The organism is Exiguobacterium sp. s22, assembly GCF_018617455.1.
Classification (GTDB): domain Bacteria; phylum Bacillota; class Bacilli; order Exiguobacteriales; family Exiguobacteriaceae; genus Exiguobacterium.
Genome location: NZ_JACSKD010000008.1, coordinates 1 through 19445 on the forward strand (window position 1 = coordinate 1; position 19445 = coordinate 19445).

Annotated in this window: 19 protein-coding genes and 8 tRNA genes; 26 read left to right on the top strand and 1 reads right to left on the bottom strand. The window is 47.4% G+C overall.

All coding sequences use genetic code 11. The features are described from left to right. Nucleotides 1-14 precede the first annotated feature (14 nt). The 24 genes from KNO94_RS12210 to KNO94_RS12325 all read left to right on the top strand — a co-directional run bounded on the left by KNO94_RS12210 (nucleotide 15) and on the right by KNO94_RS12325 (nucleotide 16754). Nucleotides 15-89: transfer RNA gene (locus tag KNO94_RS12210), tRNA-Asn, on the top strand. Nucleotides 90-94: 5 nt separating this feature from the next. After that, nucleotides 95-169 (top strand) — tRNA-Glu (locus KNO94_RS12215). A gap of 4 nt (nucleotides 170-173) precedes the next feature. Beyond that, nucleotides 174-249, top strand: a tRNA-Val gene (locus tag KNO94_RS12220). A gap of 31 nt (nucleotides 250-280) precedes the next feature. After that, a tRNA-Thr gene (locus KNO94_RS12225) sits at nucleotides 281-353 on the top strand. Between the two features lie 6 nt (nucleotides 354-359). After that, a tRNA-Tyr gene (locus KNO94_RS12230) sits at nucleotides 360-443 on the top strand. 5 nt (nucleotides 444-448) lie between these two features. After that, nucleotides 449-524 (top strand) — tRNA-Lys (locus KNO94_RS12235). Between the two features lie 5 nt (nucleotides 525-529). Beyond that, nucleotides 530-604: transfer RNA gene (locus KNO94_RS12240), tRNA-Gly, on the top strand. A 19-nt stretch (nucleotides 605-623) separates the two neighbouring features. Continuing rightward, nucleotides 624-699, top strand: a tRNA-Ala gene (locus tag KNO94_RS12245). Between the two features lie 201 nt (nucleotides 700-900). Further along, a complete protein-coding gene (gene rocF / locus KNO94_RS12250; protein ID WP_214780088.1) occupies nucleotides 901-1803 on the top strand; it encodes an arginase in 903 nt (300 codons plus the stop codon). Between the two features lie 130 nt (nucleotides 1804-1933). Continuing rightward, nucleotides 1934-2509 (top strand): RNA polymerase sigma factor SigW, encoded by a 576-nt coding sequence (sigW, locus tag KNO94_RS12255; RefSeq protein WP_012727640.1) that lies wholly within the window; start codon nucleotides 1934-1936, stop codon nucleotides 2507-2509. Continuing rightward, complete coding sequence (locus tag KNO94_RS12260; RefSeq protein WP_214742336.1) at nucleotides 2506-3141, top strand: hypothetical protein; 636 nt, start codon at nucleotides 2506-2508, stop codon at nucleotides 3139-3141. The genes sigW and KNO94_RS12260 overlap by 4 nt, the downstream gene beginning before the upstream one ends. A gap of 126 nt (nucleotides 3142-3267) precedes the next feature. After that, nucleotides 3268-4128, top strand: coding sequence for a diadenylate cyclase CdaA (gene cdaA, locus KNO94_RS12265; RefSeq protein ID WP_214742335.1), 861 nt, complete (start codon nucleotides 3268-3270; stop codon nucleotides 4126-4128). Further along, the gene (locus KNO94_RS12270) at nucleotides 4129-5409 is read left to right on the top strand and encodes a CdaR family protein (RefSeq protein WP_214780090.1); all 1281 of its coding nucleotides are present in this window, start codon (nucleotides 4129-4131) and stop codon (nucleotides 5407-5409) included. A 36-nt stretch (nucleotides 5410-5445) separates the two neighbouring features. Next, nucleotides 5446-6804 carry a phosphoglucosamine mutase gene (gene glmM, locus KNO94_RS12275; RefSeq protein WP_214742333.1) on the top strand — a complete coding sequence of 453 codons (1359 nt, stop codon included), beginning with the start codon at nucleotides 5446-5448 and terminating at the stop codon, nucleotides 6802-6804. Between the two features lie 358 nt (nucleotides 6805-7162). Beyond that, entirely contained in the window at nucleotides 7163-8959 is a 1797-nt protein-coding gene (glmS, locus tag KNO94_RS12280; RefSeq protein ID WP_214780092.1) for a glutamine--fructose-6-phosphate transaminase (isomerizing), read from the top strand. A gap of 139 nt (nucleotides 8960-9098) precedes the next feature. Further along, a complete protein-coding gene (locus KNO94_RS12285; protein WP_214780094.1) occupies nucleotides 9099-9662 on the top strand; it encodes a YdhK family protein in 564 nt (187 codons plus the stop codon). 115 nt (nucleotides 9663-9777) lie between these two features. Continuing rightward, nucleotides 9778-10257 (top strand): DUF2975 domain-containing protein, encoded by a 480-nt coding sequence (locus tag KNO94_RS12290; protein WP_147536943.1) that lies wholly within the window; start codon nucleotides 9778-9780, stop codon nucleotides 10255-10257. 10 nt (nucleotides 10258-10267) lie between these two features. Next, entirely contained in the window at nucleotides 10268-10486 is a 219-nt protein-coding gene (locus tag KNO94_RS12295; protein WP_012727632.1) for a helix-turn-helix domain-containing protein, read from the top strand. A gap of 81 nt (nucleotides 10487-10567) precedes the next feature. After that, nucleotides 10568-11254 carry a DUF975 family protein gene (locus KNO94_RS12300; protein ID WP_214780096.1) on the top strand — a complete coding sequence of 229 codons (687 nt, stop codon included), beginning with the start codon at nucleotides 10568-10570 and terminating at the stop codon, nucleotides 11252-11254. Between the two features lie 69 nt (nucleotides 11255-11323). Next, on the top strand, nucleotides 11324-12280 hold the full coding sequence (locus KNO94_RS12305; protein ID WP_214780097.1) for an NAD(P)/FAD-dependent oxidoreductase: 957 nt from the start codon (nucleotides 11324-11326) through the stop codon (nucleotides 12278-12280). Between the two features lie 84 nt (nucleotides 12281-12364). Continuing rightward, on the top strand, nucleotides 12365-12808 hold the full coding sequence (locus KNO94_RS12310; RefSeq protein WP_078147853.1) for a MarR family winged helix-turn-helix transcriptional regulator: 444 nt from the start codon (nucleotides 12365-12367) through the stop codon (nucleotides 12806-12808). A gap of 3 nt (nucleotides 12809-12811) precedes the next feature. Next, entirely contained in the window at nucleotides 12812-15466 is a 2655-nt protein-coding gene (locus KNO94_RS12315; RefSeq protein ID WP_214780099.1) for an MMPL family transporter, read from the top strand. Nucleotides 15467-15570: 104 nt separating this feature from the next. Then, nucleotides 15571-15855 carry a putative quinol monooxygenase gene (locus tag KNO94_RS12320; protein WP_214780101.1) on the top strand — a complete coding sequence of 95 codons (285 nt, stop codon included), beginning with the start codon at nucleotides 15571-15573 and terminating at the stop codon, nucleotides 15853-15855. 14 nt (nucleotides 15856-15869) lie between these two features. Beyond that, nucleotides 15870-16754, top strand: coding sequence for a VOC family protein (locus KNO94_RS12325; protein WP_214780103.1), 885 nt, complete (start codon nucleotides 15870-15872; stop codon nucleotides 16752-16754). Between the two features lie 34 nt (nucleotides 16755-16788). Here KNO94_RS12325 and KNO94_RS12330 read toward each other — a convergent pair whose 3' ends face one another. Continuing rightward, nucleotides 16789-18603: an LTA synthase family protein gene (locus tag KNO94_RS12330; protein WP_214780105.1), complete on the bottom strand. Its 1815-nt coding sequence runs from the start codon at nucleotides 18601-18603 to the stop codon at nucleotides 16789-16791. A 177-nt stretch (nucleotides 18604-18780) separates the two neighbouring features. Between KNO94_RS12330 and KNO94_RS12335 the strand changes: the two genes are divergently transcribed. After that, complete coding sequence (locus KNO94_RS12335) at nucleotides 18781-18972, top strand: helix-turn-helix transcriptional regulator (protein ID WP_214780107.1); 192 nt, start codon at nucleotides 18781-18783, stop codon at nucleotides 18970-18972. Between the two features lie 3 nt (nucleotides 18973-18975). Further along, the gene (locus KNO94_RS12340) at nucleotides 18976-19305 is read left to right on the top strand and encodes a hypothetical protein (protein WP_214780115.1); all 330 of its coding nucleotides are present in this window, start codon (nucleotides 18976-18978) and stop codon (nucleotides 19303-19305) included. Nucleotides 19306-19445: the final 140 nt, after the last annotated feature.

Genomic DNA, 19445 nt, shown 5'->3' on the forward strand with positions numbered 1-19445 from the left:
CCAGGCAAGATCGTTCCGCAATAGCTCAGTGGTAGAGCAACCGGCTGTTAACCGGTAGGTCGTAGGTTCAAATCCTACTTGCGGAGCCAATTTAGGCCCGTTGGTCAAGCGGTTAAGACACCGCCCTTTCACGGCGGTAACACGGGTTCGAATCCCGTACGGGTCACCAATATGGAGGATTAGCTCAGCTGGGAGAGCACCTGCCTTACAAGCAGGGGGTCGGCGGTTCGATCCCGTCATCCTCCACCATTTTTATGTATTACATCAAACCTATATATATGCCGGTGTAGCTCAGTTGGTAGAGCATCTGACTTGTAATCAGAGGGTCGAGGGTTCGAATCCTTTCGCCGGCACTCCTCGGGGGGGTAGCGAAGTGGCTAAACGCGGCGGACTGTAAATCCGCTCCTTCGGGTTCGGCGGTTCGAATCCGCCCCCCCCCACCAGGTTTGAGCCATTAGCTCAGTTGGTAGAGCATCTGACTTTTAATCAGAGGGTCGCAGGTTCGAGCCCTGCATGGCTCACCATTTTTGCGGAAGTAGTTCAGTGGTAGAATACGACCTTGCCAAGGTCGGGGTCGCGGGTTCGAATCCCGTCTTCCGCTCCATATTCTTATCTCTGTTTTCGGGGCCTTAGCTCAGCTGGGAGAGCGCCTGCCTTGCACGCAGGAGGTCAGCGGTTCGATCCCGCTAGGCTCCACCATATGTTTTTTTCTTAAGTTAGTGATGACTTAAGTTTTTTTTTGCCTAAAACCATGAACCATTCAATTGAGAGTACAGAGAAAGGCAGCCTGCCACCATTCAGGCTGCTTTTTTGTATGTTTATTCATAAATTTGCCGAGTTGAACCAAGTAAATGATAGCGTTTACAATTTAACTATCAAGCGTTTAAAGGGGGAATGGCAATGCAATGGTCATATATTCACGTACCGCTGCGTTACGGTCAGGGGAAATTAGGGGTCGATCAAGGACCGACAAAACTAAATGAGATGGGAATGAAACAACTCCTTCCAACAGGAACGGTTCAACACACGATTCGTGTTTTACCAGAATCTGAAATTCGAGAAAATGAAGAACATTTAAAACGATTTGATGGTGTCCTTCATACTGTCACGGAATTAGCGGAAGTCGTACATCGTGAAATTTCGGAAAAACGATTCCCTATGATCGTTGGGGGCGATCATAGCATGGCAATTGGTACACTCGCTGGATTGGCTCAAACGGGTCCTTATGGAGTGATTTGGGTCGATGCACATGCGGACTTGAATACAGGTGAAACGTCACCGTCTGGAAATATTCATGGAATGCCACTTGCTGCAGCAATGGGCATGGGCGACGTGCGTTTGACGGAAGTGGGCGGACGTGAACCAAAGCTATCACCGGAACATCTCGTATATATTGCGCTTCGAGATATCGATGAAGGAGAAATGAATGAAATTAATCGACTTGGCATCAAAGTCATTACTGTAGAGGAAGTACGTACGCGTGGTGTGGATACAATTATGGCGGAAGCGCTAAGTTACCTTCGTGAACGAGTCGATCGTTTTTATATCAGTTTTGATATGGACAGTCTCGATGCATCGCTCGTTCCAGGAACGGGAACACCGGTAGATGGGGGACTGACGGAAGTCGAAGCAAAAGCCATTTTAAAAGCAGCGATGCAGGCGGATGATTTGATTGCCGTTGAACTTGTCGAATTGAATCCGGCCTTAGACCGGGATGATGTAACAGCACAATTAGCCTACCGTCTATGTGAAACAATTATAAAAGCTAAAGAAAACCTGTTATTGGAAGGTAAGACAGTCTGATTTCCTGACAGTTTCCAAACCCGTTTGTTACAATGGGATTGGAAACTTTTTTTGTTTTTTATGAAACCATTTTAAAGGCAACACGTATATAGACATGACCGCATGTATAGCGGAGAGGGGAAGTGGATTGATGGAACGGCTGACCACCCGTTTGGTAGATGAATTGAGGGCGGGGAATCACGATTCGTTTGCCGAACTGGTAGAACTATACAAGGATGGCGTCTTTGCAATTGCCTATAAAATTTTGTATGATCGTGGCGAAGCAGAAGATGCTGCCCAAGAAGCGTTCATTCGTGCCTATACACGAATCGATACGTATGACGCGCAATATAAGTTCAAAACGTGGCTCTATCGAATCACAACGAACGTTGCCATCGATCGTTTGAGAAAGCGTAAGCCGGAGTATTCGATGGATGCCGAAATTGCGGGTACAGACGGTTTGACTTATCAAGACCACTTAGCTGATGAAGCACCCCAACCCGATGCCCAAGTGGTTCATCGCGAAATTCGAAGTGAGATGCATGAAGCCATCAAGCAACTCCCAGACAAATACCGCATTCCGTTATTATTAAAATATGTGGATGATTTGTCGCTTAAAGAAATCAGCGTGATGATCGACATGCCGGTCGCAACGGTTAAGACAAGGATCTTCCGGGGAAGAGAAATGTTAAAAACAATCTTTCAAAATAGGGAGGGGTTCAATTGACTCCTGAAGAAAAAGTACAACAATATTTGGAAGATGGCGTTTTGCCCGAAGAATCTGACGAATTGCGTCAATTGTTAGAGGACGATGATTTATATGAATCGTATCTACAATATGAACGAATCGACGCAGAACTGAAAGCATTGCCTCGTCCAAAGTTATCAGAAGATTTTACAGCTCGCGTGATGGCCGCTTTACCTGAAACAGCTGCACAGCCTGCAACAGGTTCGGTCGTACCGTTATCAACATCCGTTCGAAAAAAACGGAAACCCCATTCGAAACAAATGCTTTGGTTGCAGAGACATCCAGGCTTGATCGCAGCGGTCCTGTTCTTCAGTTTAATGTCTAGCGCGACACTCGGACTATGGAGCAGTGCGTCCGAGACGATGACATATACGAAAGTACCCGGTATCGTCGTATCTGACAACGAAGTCATTGTGCCAGAGGGGGTCACCATCGAGAAAGATATCACTGTTCAAGGTGGTGATTTACGGATTGAAGGAACTGTCAATGGAGATGCGACAGCCGTCAATGGTCGTGCCTATTTAGCGAGTGCTGGTCAAGTCACAGGAGAAATCGAGCAAATCGACCAGATGTTCGAGTGGATTTGGTATTCGATGAAACAACTTTTCTAAAGGCGCCTCAGGCGTCTTTTTTCGTTTCAATCTGGTTTCGTTTTGATATGACGCAATGCGTATAAATCGAAATGATGATATAATGGAACTTGCACGATTTAGCTAGGTAGTTGAGGAGGGGAGCATTTGCCGCTACTTGAACAAGTATCATTTTTCTCATTTTTAAATCTTTCAGAGAACGTACATTGGTACGATTATTTGAATGATGTTTTAGATATCGTCGTCGTCACGTACGTCATTTATAAGTTAATGATGATTGTGCGTGGGACAAAAGCTGTTCAACTAATTAAAGGGATATCCATCATTCTGGTCAGTTGGTTCTTGAGCGGTTTCTTCGGATTGAAGACGCTCCAGTTCTTGCTAAATCAGGTGATTACGTATGGACTCCTTGGGATTATTATTATCTTTCAACCTGAGTTGAGGCGTGGTCTTGAACATCTTGGACGGACGAGCAACTTATTTGGTCGTACGGGAACAAGTGACGAAGAACAACAACGACAAATGATTGAAGCCATCGTCAGTTCAGCGCAGTATATGTCGAAACGCCGAATTGGTGCATTGATTGCGATTGAGCGCGATACGGGATTAAACGAGTATGTGGAGACGGGTATTCGTATGGATTCACATATTACGTCCCAGTTGATTATTAACCTATTTATCCCGAATACACCGTTACACGACGGTGCGATGATTATTCAGGATGGAAAGATTGCAGCAGCAGCTTGTTATTTACCGCTCTCTGAAAGCCCGCATATCGACAAAGCGCTCGGGACACGTCACCGAGCAGCGATTGGAGTCAGTGAAGTGACAGATAGTGTCACGTTAACCGTCTCGGAAGAAACAGGAGCGGTCTCACTTGCGATTGCAGGACGCCTGTACCGTGAGTTGGATGAAGAAGCGTTACGAAGCAAATTAATTCAAGAACTCGTCATCGAAGAAAAAGAGGCGACCCTCTCATTCTTCGGGAAAAAAGGAGGGGAAAAGTAAGTGATTGATCAGTGGTTACAACATAAGTGGTTTCTCCGCTTCATCGCACTTGCTTTAGCCGTCCTTCTATACTTAATGGTCGCAGAGACCAGTTCATCAAATAGCGCGTCTAGCGCATTACCGATTGTCGGGCAAAGTTCCCTGACGCTCGATGTGCCGGTCGAAGTCTTTTTTGACGAAGTGCAGTATGTCGCATACAACGTACCGGAAGAGATGGAAGTCGAGCTTCAAGGTCCCTCTAGTAGTTTAACGATGACGAAATTAGTGAAAGACTATCAGGTATTCGTCGATTTGACTAATCTCGGTACTGGCTTTCATCGCGTACCCGTTGAGGCACGTGGATTCGGTGGCGACGTCAACGTCAAATTGGACCGAGAGACTGTCGAAATCTATATCGATCGGAAACAAACGATTGAAGTACCCGTGTCTGTGAATTTGTTGAATAAAGATCAGTTGCCAGATGGCAAAGTCGCGGGCGATGTCGACGTTGAACCATCATCTGTAAAAGTCACGGGAGGCGCAAGTCGGATTCAAAACGTCAAAGAAATCACATTGAATGTGGACGTGGCGAATCAAAATCAGACATTCACCCGAGAAATTCCACCGACAATCTTAGATGCGAACGGAAATCCGTTGAACGTTTCGGTTGACCCGAATATCATTAACGTGACCGTTCCGATTTATAATGAGAGCGCGATGATTCCCATTGAGGTCGTCACGAGCGGAGAGGTGGCAGAGGACTTTCGGTTAGTCGATTCGTTGTTAGGTGAGACGGAAGTTCGTGTCTTTGCACCAAAAGAGGTGCTAGATCAGCTGGAAAAAGTCGAAACAGAACCGATTGAACTTGACGATTTGACGAAGTCTGAAAAAGTGATGGCCACTCTACGGCTTCCAGAAGGGGCTACATCGCTCGATCAAAAAGAAGTTGAAGTCCAGGTGCTCGTTCGTCCGAATGACGAAACGAAAGATGATACGGGTGAATTGACGGAACGGATTCGATTGACGGTCCCAGTGAATGTCCGTGGATACGACCGAACGAATTATACGATTCAAACGCAAGATGTGGTCAGCGTGACACTTTCTGGAAAACGTTCTCTTCTCGAAAACATCTCTTCGAACAGTGTCAACGTGACGTTGGATTTGACCGGATTACCGAGTGGGACGCATGCAGTAGATGTCGACTATGAAGTACCAAAAGGCGTGACAGTGATTTCGCCTAAGACAATCGATGTTCAATTGACGAGCGTCGATGAAGAAACAGAAACATCTTCCATTCAATAAAGATGTTCAATCATACAAAAGTGAGGATTTAATCTTATGGGTAAATATTTTGGAACAGATGGAGTTCGCGGTGTTGCGAACTCTGAGTTAACTGCGGAATTAGCATATCGTTTAGGTCGTGCGGGTGGCTATGTGTTGTCGAAACATTTGCCAGAAGGCGAACAGCCGAAAGTGTTGATTGGTCGTGACACACGGATTTCAGGACATATGCTTGAAGGTGCATTGATTGCAGGTCTTCTTTCCATCGGTGCAGAAGTGATGCGTCTCGGTGTCATCTCAACACCTGGAGTGGCTTACTTGACGAAATCGCTCGATGCAACAGCAGGTGTCATGATTTCGGCATCGCATAACCCGGTGGCGGACAACGGAATCAAATTCTTCGGTAGCGATGGTTTCAAATTAGATGATGCAACCGAGCAAGAAATTGAAGACATCTTAGATGCTACGGAAGATACGCTCCCACGTCCGACAGGAAAAGACCTTGGTTTCGTTTCGGATTACTACGAAGGCGCGCAAAAGTATCTTCAAATGTTGAAACAAACGGTAGAAGAAGACTTCGATGGTCTTCACATCGCGCTTGACTGTGCACATGGTGCAACGAGCGGTCTTGCTGCTCGCCTCTTCGCAGACCTTGAAGCGAATGTGTCGACAATCGGGAACTCACCAAACGGACTTAATATCAATGAAGGTGTTGGTTCAACTCACCCTGAGCACTTGGCTGAGTTCGTTCGTGAAAAGGGAGCGGATATGGGTCTTGCGTTTGATGGTGACGGTGACCGTTTGATTGCGATTGACGAGAACGGTGATATTGTCGATGGAGACAAAATCATGTACATCTGTGGGAAATACTTGAGTGAAAAAGGACGTCTCAAGGACAACACGATCGTCGCGACGGTCATGAGTAACCTCGGGTTCCATAAAGCCGTCGAAGAAGCGGGCATGACGGCGCTTCAAACAGCGGTGGGTGACCGTTACGTTGTGGAAGAGATGAAGAAACATCAATACACACTTGGTGGCGAACAATCAGGACACTTGATTTTCCTCGATCATTCCACAACGGGGGACGGCATGCTATCTGGTGTGCAATTGGCCGAAATCGTGAAATCAACTGGACGTAAACTGTCTGAATTGGCGGCTGAGATGCCGGTTTATCCGCAAAAGCTCGTCAACATTCGTGTCACGAATAAAAACGATGCGATGAACGGTGAGCGTGTGCTCGCAACGATTCAAGAAGCGGAAGCGGAAATGGCCGGAAATGGTCGAATCCTCGTCCGTGCATCGGGTACAGAACCACTTGTTCGTGTCATGGCTGAAGCCCCGACAGCGGAAGAGTGTGACCGTTACGTTGAAAAAATCGCACAAGTCGTTCGCGAAGATTATGGCGTAGACGGATAAAATTTTCGAAACCGGGAATAACACAAGGGAATCCACATCGGATTCCCTTTTTGTTTCCGTTTTGTCATCGAGAAAACAGCGGATTTTCTTGACGAATGGGGGTGTGATTTGTACTATTAAGAGCGTGACCTTGGAAACGGAAGGACACAAGAGTACGAACAAGCGCCAGAACTCTGCGGAGTTGACGAGGTTGGAGGTTATCGAGATTTCGGCGGATGCCTCCTCGTCGCCTGTCACGACGATAAGCATGCTTTTAAAACGCCCGGGTGACCGGACGGACAAAGAAGCGTGTACTGACAGCTCTTAGAAAAAGCCCGTTTCCTTTTTCGAGAAATCGAAGAATAGAGGAGATTTGTTTATGTGTGGAATTGTAGGAATGATTGGGAATACCGGAGCGAAGGAAGTCCTTCTCAAAGGTCTTGAAAAACTCGAGTACCGTGGTTATGACTCGGCAGGTCTTGCGTTGATGCATGAGAATGTCAACGTTCACAAAGAAGTCGGTCGCATTGCCGCGCTACGCGAAATCATCCCAGCAGAAGTAGACGGCACGATTGGAATCGGCCACACACGTTGGGCGACACACGGGGTACCGAGCGTACCAAACGCCCACCCGCATCAAAGTACGACAGGACGCTTCACGCTCGTGCATAACGGCGTGATCGAAAACGACGAAATCATCAAGAAGACGCTTGATGTCCCGTTCCTCTCGGAAACGGACACGGAAGTCATCGTCCAGCTCATGGAGAAACACTTCGTCGAGCTCGGCGACGTCGAGGCGGCGTTCCGCAAGACGCTTTCGGACCTCCACGGTTCGTATGCGATCGCGATGATCGACTCAGAGGACAAAGAGCGCCTCTATATCGGCAAGAACAAGTCACCGCTCCTCGTCGGACTCGGTGACGGCACGTTCAACGTCGTCGCATCAGACGCGATGGCGATGCTTCAGGTGACGGACCAGTACCTCGAGCTCCACGACGGTGAGATCGTCATCCTTACGCGTGAGTCGGCGACGATCAAGACACTCGACGGTGAAGTGCTCGAACGCGCGCCATACACGGCTGAGATCGACGCATCAGACATCGAGAAAGGCACGTACGCGCACTACATGTTGAAGGAGATGGACGAGCAACCGGCCGTCATCCGCAACATCATCCAGCACTACCAGAACGAGAACGGCGACATCGAACTCACAGAAGGCGTGCGCGAGCTCGTATCGGAAGCGGACCGCGTCTACATCGTCGCATGTGGGACAAGTTACCATGCCGGTCTTGTTGGGAAGCAATTGATCGAGCGCGTTGCAGGTGTACCGACTGAAGTACACGTTGCTTCAGAGTTTGGTTACAACATGCCACTTTTGACAGAGAAGCCACTCTTCCTCTTCATCTCACAATCAGGTGAGACAGCGGACAGCCGTGCCGTGCTCGTCGAAGTGAAAAAATTGGGCCATAAAGCGCTCACGTTGACAAACGTAGCAGGATCAACGCTCTCACGTGAAGCGAACGAGACGATGCTTCTCCATGCCGGACCGGAGATCGCGGTCGCGTCGACGAAAGCGTACACGGCGCAGATTGCCGTTCTTGCGATTCTCGCATACGACATCGCTCGTGCGAACGGGAAGAAACTTCCGTTTGATTTGATGCAAGAGCTCGCACTCGTTGCAACAACGATGGACTCGATTATGGCACAAAAAGAAATCTTTGAAGAGCTTGCTGATAAGTTCTTGAAAGAGTCACGCAACGCATTCTTCCTCGGACGTGGATTGGATTCATATGTCGGTCTCGAGGGCGCATTGAAGCTCAAAGAGATCTCTTATATCCAAGCAGAAGGATACCCAGGTGGAGAACTCAAACACGGTCCGATCGCGTTGATTGAAGACGGGACACCGGTCATCACGCTTGTTTCTCAACCGAACACACACCTCAACATCCGCGGAAACATCAAAGAAGTTGTGGCGCGTGGTGCCATCGCATGTACGATTTCAATGGAAGGAATGGAACACGAGAACGACGCATTCGTTCTTCCACGTGTTGAGCCACTTCTCACACCACTCGTGACGGTTCTTCCGCTTCAACTTATCTCGTACTATGCAGCACTCGCTCGCGACTGTGATGTCGACAAGCCACGTAACTTGGCGAAGTCTGTAACGGTTGAATAATGTCCAAGACCAAAATCTTTCGGGATTTTGGTCTTTTTTGTTGCAATGAGTTAACAAATCATCGGAATGCTCTCAAATAGGTCTGTTTCTTCAAAAGAGCGGGTAAAATCTACATGAGTATGGATAAAGGAGAGATTCGATGAAACAGAAGAAATGGATGACAGGTCTAGGTGTCATGATTCTCGCTACATCATTGGCCGCATGTGGGGATACAGCAGAGGACACATCGATGGAGATGTCAGAAGAGCAAAGCATGGACCATTCAGCGATGGATCACTCCGGGTCTGGAGAAGTTCCAGACGGGCTGATGGAAGCCAGTGATCCGACTTTTCCAGTCGGATCAACCGCGATGATGACAGCGGATCACATGCCAGGGATGGAAGGTGTGGAGGCCACGATTGTCGGTGCGTACGATACGACCGTCTACGCCGTCAGCTATACACCGACAACAGGCGGTGACCCGGTAGAGGATCACAAATGGGTGATTCACGAAGAACTGGACAATCCGGATAAGGCACCGTTGTCTGAAGGGGATGAGATCGTATTGGCCGCCGAGCATATGGAAGGGATGGACGGCGCAGAAGCGACAATCGATACAGTGGAAGAGACGACCGTTTACATGGTTGATTACACCACTGAAGACGGAGAAGAGGTCACAAATCATAAATGGGTGACCGAAAGTGAATTAGAAGCAATGAAATGAATGAAGTAGACCTCGAGTACATCTCGTGGTCTATTTTTTTCGATAAATATTTATTGATAAACGATAAATCATAGCATATGATAAAGAAAATAAAACTAAATGAGGTGTTTGGCAGATGAAACGGGAAACCATCTTTTTGAAACTAGCAGTGATTGTCTTGTCGCTCCCGATTCTCGCGGCCTGTATCTTTTTACTCCCTTTCCTTTGGCGAGAGGCGGTGGAGAGCGGAGGATGGATTGCGAATTCGATGCGACCGATTATTGGAGGGATGTATGTAGCAGCGATTCCCTTTTTCGTTGCCTTGTCACAGTCATTCATCTTACTTGGATTGATTGATCGGAATGAGGCATTCTCCTATCGGGCGGTGAAAGCACTTCGTGTCATTAAATATTGTGCGTTGACCATCACGGCCATCTATATGGCGACACTCCCGTTCTTCTATTGGTTCGCTGAGCGTGACGACTCGCCAGGATTTTTAGTCATCGGATTCGTCTTCGTCTTCGCCGCATTTGTCATTGCGGTTTTCGCTGAGTTGTTACAGAAACTATTGAAGCGCGCCATCGACATGAAACAAGAAATCGATTTGACGGTATGAGGTGAGAGAAATGGCGATGATTGTGAATCTGGATGTGATGTTGGCGAAACGGAAAATGAGTGTGACGGAACTGTCGGAACGAGTCGGGATCACGATGGCGAACTTATCGATTTTGAAAAACGGCAAAGCGAAAGCGATTCGTTTTTCGACACTTGAAGCGATTTGCGAAGCACTCGACTGTCAACCGGGAGACATATTGGAATATCGAGCGGACGAGCGAGCAGAGTGAATCTCTGCTTTTTTGTATGAATTTGAAACGTGTTCTTACTATGCTCCGTATATAAAGGTATTAGTCAGGGGGAGATGTAGAATGATTCAAACATGGACGGAACGGACACATGAAGCAATCAATGGGAAACGAGGTCTACTGTTAGTCTGGTCGTTTCTCTGTGCCGTGATATTAGAGTTTATGGCAATATTCGACCCAACGCTTTACGGGGCGAAAGCCGATTCAGTACAGGCGATTGTATTCCTTTTAAGTACGATGGTAGTATCCTTCATGTTGTATCCAATCATCATTGGGTATCACTGGGTCATCCTTTCAATCATTCGCGGACAAGATGCGCAATTTCGTGATGTATTTCAACCGATGAAAGAACGATTTGGTAAAAATGTGACTGCTGTCATCCTACTAGCCATCTTTCAGACGCTATGGACACTTTTGTTCATTATCCCAGGAATCGTGAAGTTCTTCTCTTACGCGTTTACGTACTTTATTTTACGAGATGAACCAGAGCTATCTGTCAGAGAATCCATCACGAAATCACGTGCGTTGATGCATGGTCGGAAATGGGAAGCGTTCAAACTGATTTTGCCGTTCATCCCGATTTATTTGATTGGCTTCACATTGTTTATGGTCGTGAATTCTATATTACTCGCTGCATTATCACTATCTATAGCGACAATCCTCATTCGTCCATTCGTCGTTGCGCGCTTCGCTGTCATGTATGAAGATACGCGTCGGGTGTACGACGAACAATGGAACAAGCCAGCCTGAAGCATATCAAACAGAGGGTAAATTGAAGGAACGTGCTACAATCTTCATGAAGAGAAAGGGGAATGCGGAATGAAGATTGGGATCATCGGGGCCGGTCTGAGCGGAATCATCGCAGCGCGTGAACTCGTGCGTCAAGGTCATGCCGTTGAACTGATTGAAAAGAGTCGAAGCGTCGGGGGACGCTTAGCGACGCGTCGAATCGGTGACGGACGGGCAGACCATGGAGCGGTATATTTCACGGTGCGTGGAAAAGAGCTCGAACGAGAGGTGCGGTCGTGGATGAATGTGAACTGGGTGCAAGTCTGGTATGCCGACCCTTATCCACGTTATGTCGCGATTAATGGGATGAATGCCCTCGCTAAGCGTTTGGCTGAAGGTTTGACCGTACAATTGAATGAACGGGTGGAGAACGTTCAAGTGGAAGAAGACGGAACCGTCACAGTCAAGACAGACGTGACGACACGTTCCTATGATCGACTCGTGATGACGGCACCCCTTCCACAGTCGTTCGATTTGCTTGGAGATTTAGCTGTCCATGTCGAGCCCGCGTTACGTCGTCTTATATATGCGCCGACGTTCGTCGGTCTCTTTGAATGTGCAGGTGATGTACAGATTGGGGCAGATGGGATTCTCGACCATGACTTGACACCGGGATTGTTGAAGGTAATCGATAATCGGCAAAAAGGAATCTCTGCGACATCACTCGTAAGTGTCTATATGGAAGAGGCTTGGAGTGAGGACTGGTATGAGCGACCGGAGGCGGAGACGCTTGCAGAAGTTGAGCGGTTATTCCGAGAGGAAGTTGGCGATATCGACCTCGTGTCAAAACAATTGAAACGTTGGCGTTACGCGCAAGCGAAAGACGTATGGCATGAGTCGTTTTATCAAGTAAGCCATCATCCCATCTATTTAGCTGGCGATATTTTTCTTGAAGCGGATGACCCATCCGGACGAACGCGATTCGAAAGTGCCTATCTGTCTGGGTTACGTGTGGCAGAAACCATCGAAAAGAACATGAACCGATAGGGCACTCCTTATCGGTCTTTTTATTTGACGTTATTTAGTTTAGGGCATAAACTATAATCATCTAGTTTAGGGGGTAAACTAAAAATGAAAGCATTGATGCGTGAAGCGGTTCAGCTGTTTGAAGAAGTGATGTTCCATGGGACGGAACATGTCATCGAAGCGATGGAAGGGGACGTATGGCGTGAGTATTCGCGTGAACAGCTCCAACTGTTGAAGTTACTCGATCAGTTTGGACCAACTCCTGCTGGGCAATTGGCGCAAAAACAAGGTGTCCATAAAAGTGCGGTCTCGAATCGCCTTAAAAAGTTGGTCGAAAAAGGACTCGTCACGAGTCGACGAGGACAAGACCAGCGCGAGCGATTGATTGAATTGACCCCGGAAGGGAAACGGCTCGTCGAAGAAGTGGACGGTGCCGTCTATCGATATGTAGAATCTCTCATCGATGGAGAAGTAGATGAAATTGAAATCGAGCAGTTTGTTCGGACGTTCCGAAAAATAAAACAATTGCTTCGAATCGGGGAGGAATAACACGTGCATAAAATTATTCAATGGCGTTGGGGAATCCTCATTTCCCTCATCGTTTTGACGGCAGCACTATTTGTCGCAGCACCGAACTTAACGAAACAAGCAGAAGAAGCTGGTAGTTTTCAGCTAGCGGACGATATGGACTCACAGCGCGCACAAGCGATTTTAGATGAAGCTGGGAAGAGTGATAAAACCATCTCGCTTGTCTACGAGTTCGAGTCGATTGGCGAAACAGAGCGAACGGATGTCGCTCGTGTCATCGAAGAGCTTAGACAGAATGAAACGGTCGTGACCGATGTTCTCGATCCGTTTGAAAGTGAGGAGACAGAGGCACAGCTCGTCTCGGAAGACGGACGAATCGTCCTCGTTCCAATCACAGTCGAAGGTACGACGGAAGAAATCAATGCGTTTGCTGATGATGTCCGTGAAAACGTGCTCCCACAAGATGAGACAGTATATATCACCGGGGAAGAAATCATTAACAATGATGTGAACTTAAGTGCCCAGGAAGGGTTGAAAAAGACAGAGATCATCACGGTCGTGTTGATTTTTGGATTACTTCTTCTCGTCTTCCGCTCCATCGTGACTCCGTTCATCCCGCTCATCGCGGTCGGATTCACGTATCTGTTGAGCCAATCCTTTGTCGCGTTCTTTGTGGATTGGTTTGGATTCCCGGTATCGAACTACACACAGATCTTTCTTGTCGCCATCTTGTTCGGGATTGGGACAGACTACTGTATTCTACTTCTTAGCCGCTATAAAGAGGAGTTGAGTGCGGGGCATGCGATTGAAGACGCGATCGTCAACACGTACAAGACGGCAGGACGGACAGTCCTCATCAGTGGGCTTGCAGTCTTCGTCGGTTTCGCTGCCATCGGATTTGCTGATTTTCCAATCTTTAAATCAGCGGTCGCCGTTGCGGTCGGGATTGCGGTGTTGTTGTTGATTCTCTTCACGGTCGTTCCATTCTTTATGGCGACGCTCAAGCAGCGACTGTTTTGGCCATCGAAGAAGGCAGGCGAACACCATGACAGCAAGCTCTGGGCTAACTTGAGTCGATTGTCGGTCAATCGTCCGTTCGTATCGATTTTGGTCGTTGGATTGATTACGGTGCCAGTCTTATTCACGTATGACGATGCTCGTTCGTTCAATACCGTTGATGAGATTGGAGACGGTTACGATTCGGTTCGTGGGCTGAATTTGATCTCTGAAGGATTCGGTCAAGGGGAATCCCTTCCGGTGCAAGTTATTTTAAAACAAGATCAAGCCATTACAGAATCAGATGTTGCTTACATCGAAAAGTTTGCAAGTGAGCTTGAAAAAGTCGAAGGCGTGAATGGTGTCCGTGCGCTCACACGCCCGACTGGTGAAGTCATCGACGATTTTTATGTCGATACGCAGCTCGGTGAAGTCAGCGATGGCTTGTCTGAAGCGCAGACAGGTCTCGGGGATGTCCAAACTGGACTAGATGAGATTGAACAAGGATTGAACGGAATTGTCGAGCAATTGCCAAGTGGTTCAACCAATGCCGGGGCACCACTTGCGGAAGCAGCAGCGGGGCTGAATCAGTTGAATGGTCAACTTGGTCTCATTGGTCAAGGATTGACAGCAACTCAAAACATCCCGGCCGCAGTCGGGCAGCTCGGTCAAGTATCCGCCGGTCTCACACAAATTGAGTCAGGAATCAACGAAGCGGCATCCGGATTAAATGCACAAGGTTCTCAAGTCGGTGAGCTTCGTGGCGGGTTAGCGCAATTAGCGACAGGTGTCGCGGAAGCGAACGACGGGTTAGGACAAATTGAGTCAGGTCTCGGCGAAGCCGTTTCATTCTTACAACAGTTGAGTGAAGCAGATGCGCTTCGGGAGACAGGCGTGTATCTTCCAGAAGGGACGCTCACATCGGATGCATTCTCACCTGCCGTCGAACGATATGTCTTCGATGAAGGAATGGCGACTCAACTCGAGGTCGTCCTAGAGATGGATCCGTATTCGCCAGAAGCGATTGATACTGTCGAGACAATCAAAGAGACGATGAATCGTGCCGTTATGGGAACACCGTATGCGGATGCGACCATTGGATATGCTGGTATCTCAAGCATCAATAGCGATTTAAATGAAACATCGACGAATGATTTCAATCGAACGGTTGCCATCATGCTCGTGACATTGTTCATCGTCTTGACCGCATTATTCCGTTCGATGATCATACCACTCTATATGATTGCTTCGCTACTCTTGACGTACTATACGTCAGCGGCGATCACAGAGCTGATCTTTGTAGAAGGACTCGGCTATGACGGGATTAGCTGGGCCGTTCCGTTCTTTGGATTTGTCATGTTGATTGCCCTTGGAATTGACTATTCCATCTTCCTACTGGATCGATTCCGTGAAGAGACGATCAATGGGAAGACGGTCCGTGAGGCACTCATCCACTCGATGACGAAGATGGGGACCGTCATCATGACAGCGGCTGTCATCCTCGCCGGGACGTTCGGTGCCATGATTCCGTCAGGCGTGCTCAGTCTCGTCCAGATTGCGACGATCGTCATCATCGGTTTATTATTGTACGGCTTGATTGTGTTGCCCCTCTTGATCCCAGCCATTACGATTTCATTTGGCGAAGGTGTCTGGTGGCCATTCCGACAAAAGAAAAAGTCATAAGTAGAAACGGATGTCTCGTATGATGAGATATCCGTTTTTGGGGGATAGATTGTGGTGGATTCGGGAACAGAAAGGCAGGTCCATTATTGAAGGAGGAATATGATATGGAAATCGTCATTACCGCAATCTTGAAAGCTCATCCCGGAAAAGAAGAGGCGTTACGTGATGCGCTACACCGTGTGATTCCGCCGTCGCGTGCAGAAGAAGGGTGTCTCGCATACGTTCTCCATGAGTCGATTGATGAACCGGGTACGTTTGTCTTCCATGAAAAGTACAAGGATGAAAATGCACTTAATCACCATATCCATTCGTCGCACTATCAGGCGTATCGTGATGAAGCCGGAGAGCTTCTCGCCGTCCGTGAGGTCTATCGTTTGCATGAAGTCTGAAAGGAGACATTCTCATGATTACGCAACCCGTGATTCCATGTATTTGGTTTGAACAGGACGTTGAAGAGACTGCCGAGTGGTATGTATCCATCTTTCCAGATTCGTTTGTCGACTATACGACGAAATTTTCAAGTTCACCAGCAGGCGAGACGACGATTGTGACGTTATCGCTCGCTGGACAGTTCTTTCAGTTGCTCGGGGGAGGCACGGCGCAAGAACGGAATCCGTCCATTTCCTATATGGTGTCGCTTCCGACGACAGAAGAGATCAATGCGCTATGGGAACGATTATCTGACGGAGCGGATATCTTGATTCCATTAGACACGTACGACTTCAGCCAGCGCTATGGATGGTTGCAGGACCGCTATGGTGTCTCCTGGCAAATCATGCATGATGGGGGGATGGACATCCAGCTCGTGACGCCATGCCTCTTGTTTGTCAAAGAAGCATTCGGTCGCGCCGAAGCGGCGATGAACGATTGGATCTCTATTTTCAAAGATTCGTATGTATTGGACGGGCATACGGTACGATACACGAAAGAAGACGGGGACGAGCTTGACGGGAAAATCAACTATGCTCGTTTCGTCTTATCCGGTCGAGAATTTGTCGTGATGGACAGTAATGAAAATCATGAATTCTCGTTTAACGAGACCCAGTCGCTCATTGCTTTTTGTGAGTCTCAAGAAGAAGTTGATACGTACTGGGAGCAACTATCGGCTGTACCGGAAGCGGAGGAGTGTGGTTGGCTGAAGGATCGTTACGGCGTCTCATGGCAAATCATTCCGTGGGAAATGGAAGAGATGATGACGGTAGGTTCACAAGAGCAGATTGAACAGGTTGTACAGGCATGTCTCCCTATGAAAAAACTCGATATCGCGACGTTGCGTAAAGCTTACTAAACAAAACTCCCGAGACAAATGCTCGGGAGCTTTTTCATGGACTCATTTGCGAGAGGGCATCTTTCTCGATGATGGTATCCGAGAGACGGAGTTGGCTGGCCGCGCGGTCGATGTAAGGGGCGCATCGATCGAATGCGACTTGTTCTTCCGTCTCAATGGAATAGCATGTGCCGTTACCAGCACGTTCGGTTAAGTCTGGTTCATAGTAATTGTCTTCATATCGGAAAGCGCCCGTTCGAAAGACGGTCAGATTTGACGTATCATTCAATAGGGAGTCGCCAAGCATATATGACGGAGAGATCCCAAGTAAATCGAGGATCGTCGGGGCGATATCGATTTGCCCACCACTCGCCTCCATGACTTCTCCTGTCGTCAGTTCAGGTGGTTTGATAAAGAGAGGAACCGCACGGTCAAGTTGAAACGCGTCAACCGTCGAGTCCACTTCTTCGAGGGTAGCCATTTCGTCTCCTGGTGCCGTCAGACCGCTATCGTGGTCACCATACATGACGAGAAGCGTCTCATCCCAGAGCCCATCTCGTTTCAATCGTTCGATAAACTGACCGACCGCCGCATCGACGAAATGGACGGTATGGTAATAGTTTTCGAGAAGGGGGTCGTCAATTTCTGATAGGTCCAATCGTTTCTCGTCTTCCGGAATGTCATACGGCGTATGACTCGTCAATGCGACTAAAAATGCGTAAAATGGTTCATCCAACTCTTCCATAAATCCGACCGACGTATTCAAGAACTCCTGATCGTTGAGTGCCATTCCGATGATGCCTTGATTGGGATAGTCTTTGCCACTAAAGAAATGGTTAAATCCGGTGTTTTGATAAAAGTCATCACGATTCCAGAAGTCTTTTCGGAATGCATGCATGGCTGCTGTATCATATCCTGCCTCATTCAATGATTGAGCAAGCGTATTAAACTTATTTCCCGGGAAACGCGTGTAGACGGAACCGGATTTGATAGGATAGAGCGACGTGTTGACGATGAACTCTGCATCAGACGTCCGTCCCTCATGCGTTTGATGATACACGTTCGGGAAATAAAGCATGTCGCGTCGCAGTCGGTTCAAATTCGGGGTCAGTTCCTGTCCATTAATCTGTTGATCGATGACGGATGTTTGAAATGACTCGAGTTGTAAAACGATAACGTTCGTGTCCAGACTTGGGGCACTTAATTCTTGATAAGAGAGTGCTTGAATTTGAGAACGCTCCTCAACTGTCAGGGCCGCGTTCCATCCCATGGCACGTTCGACCCCTCGAGCGACATCTATCGCGTGATACCCCCAAAATCCAAGATGATAATATTCACGCATATTCGAGATGGGGTCATCTGCAATCCACTTTTCTCCCCGCTGATAACTGAGGGTGAGCGGGATTGTGAAGAGAAGAAACCCGAGTGTGAAGCCAGCGAACGCCAACCGTCTTCCGTTCCGCTTTCCTTCACGGACAGGACGACGTTTCATATAACGCAAAATCAAACCGTAGATGATGAGGTCGATAAAGAAGAACGCATCGATTGGGCGGATGAGCGTCAAGAAGCCACCCCCGACATCTCCCATCTGCCCAATATCAGATAGTAAGGCGACGGATAATAAGTCTTCAAAATAGCGATAGTACCAGACGTCCGAGACGAGCAAGGTACTATGCAGGAACAGAGAAACGTATAAAATCCATCGGCGGATCGGATAAGACACGGCGAGCGCCCAACTCGTCAGGAGCAGAATCGTCGCCAAATTGATGAGGAAGAATGAGAAGTCGAACGCCGTCGCGGTCAACCAGCTAAAAAAGAAGAGCTTTGCCAGAGAGAGTGACAAGTAGCTCCAATAATCGAGATATTTCATTAGTGATCTCCTAACTCAAGATGTAGTTACTGTATCCTTTCCTTTCTTATGAATAGAGAAAACGTAGAAAGTGTGATGGAGATTCATTCGTAATCAAAAATATGTAATATATATATTGCGTTAATGGAATATATATATTACATTTAGATTGTTGGAAAACAAAATAAGGAGATAGCTATGGGTAATAGAGTAAAAGAATATCGAGTAGAAAAGAATTTTACTCAAACAGATTTGGCAATGGCAATCGGTGTGACTAGGCAGACAATCGGTTTAATCGAAGCAGATAAATATAATCCTTCGTTGAAACTCTGTATTGCCATTGCGAAGGTTCTTTGCGTCACATTAAATGATTTATTCTGGGAGGAGTAAAAGATGAAAGAATCATGGGTCACAATGTTTTTACCAAATGACGAATATAAAGAAAGGAAGATATTGTACTTTATAGCCGAGGCTTTCGTTTTGTTCATTGGATTTTTGGGAGTAGTCGTTCTATTGAATAGATTTTCAGGTATATTCAACACTGAGTCTTCATATATTTTATTGAGTGTTATAGCAATTCTAAGTCTCTATGTATGGATTCGTTATATTGTCTCAGGTATGGAGTATGCAAACGTTGTTGAGAAATCTGAATATAAAATGGAACTAAGGAAACTGATTGGTTCTACATCGAAGTTTGCTGTTTTGTTTGCGGAGTGGCAATAGCATTAAAGGTGACGGGTGTAGTGGTTTACTCTTGGGTGGACTTGTTAGCAATGACACTTCTTTCAAATGGGTTACTTCTGGTCGCACAATTCATTTCACTTCAACGGTCATTTAGAAAAAATCGTGAGCTTTCATGACCG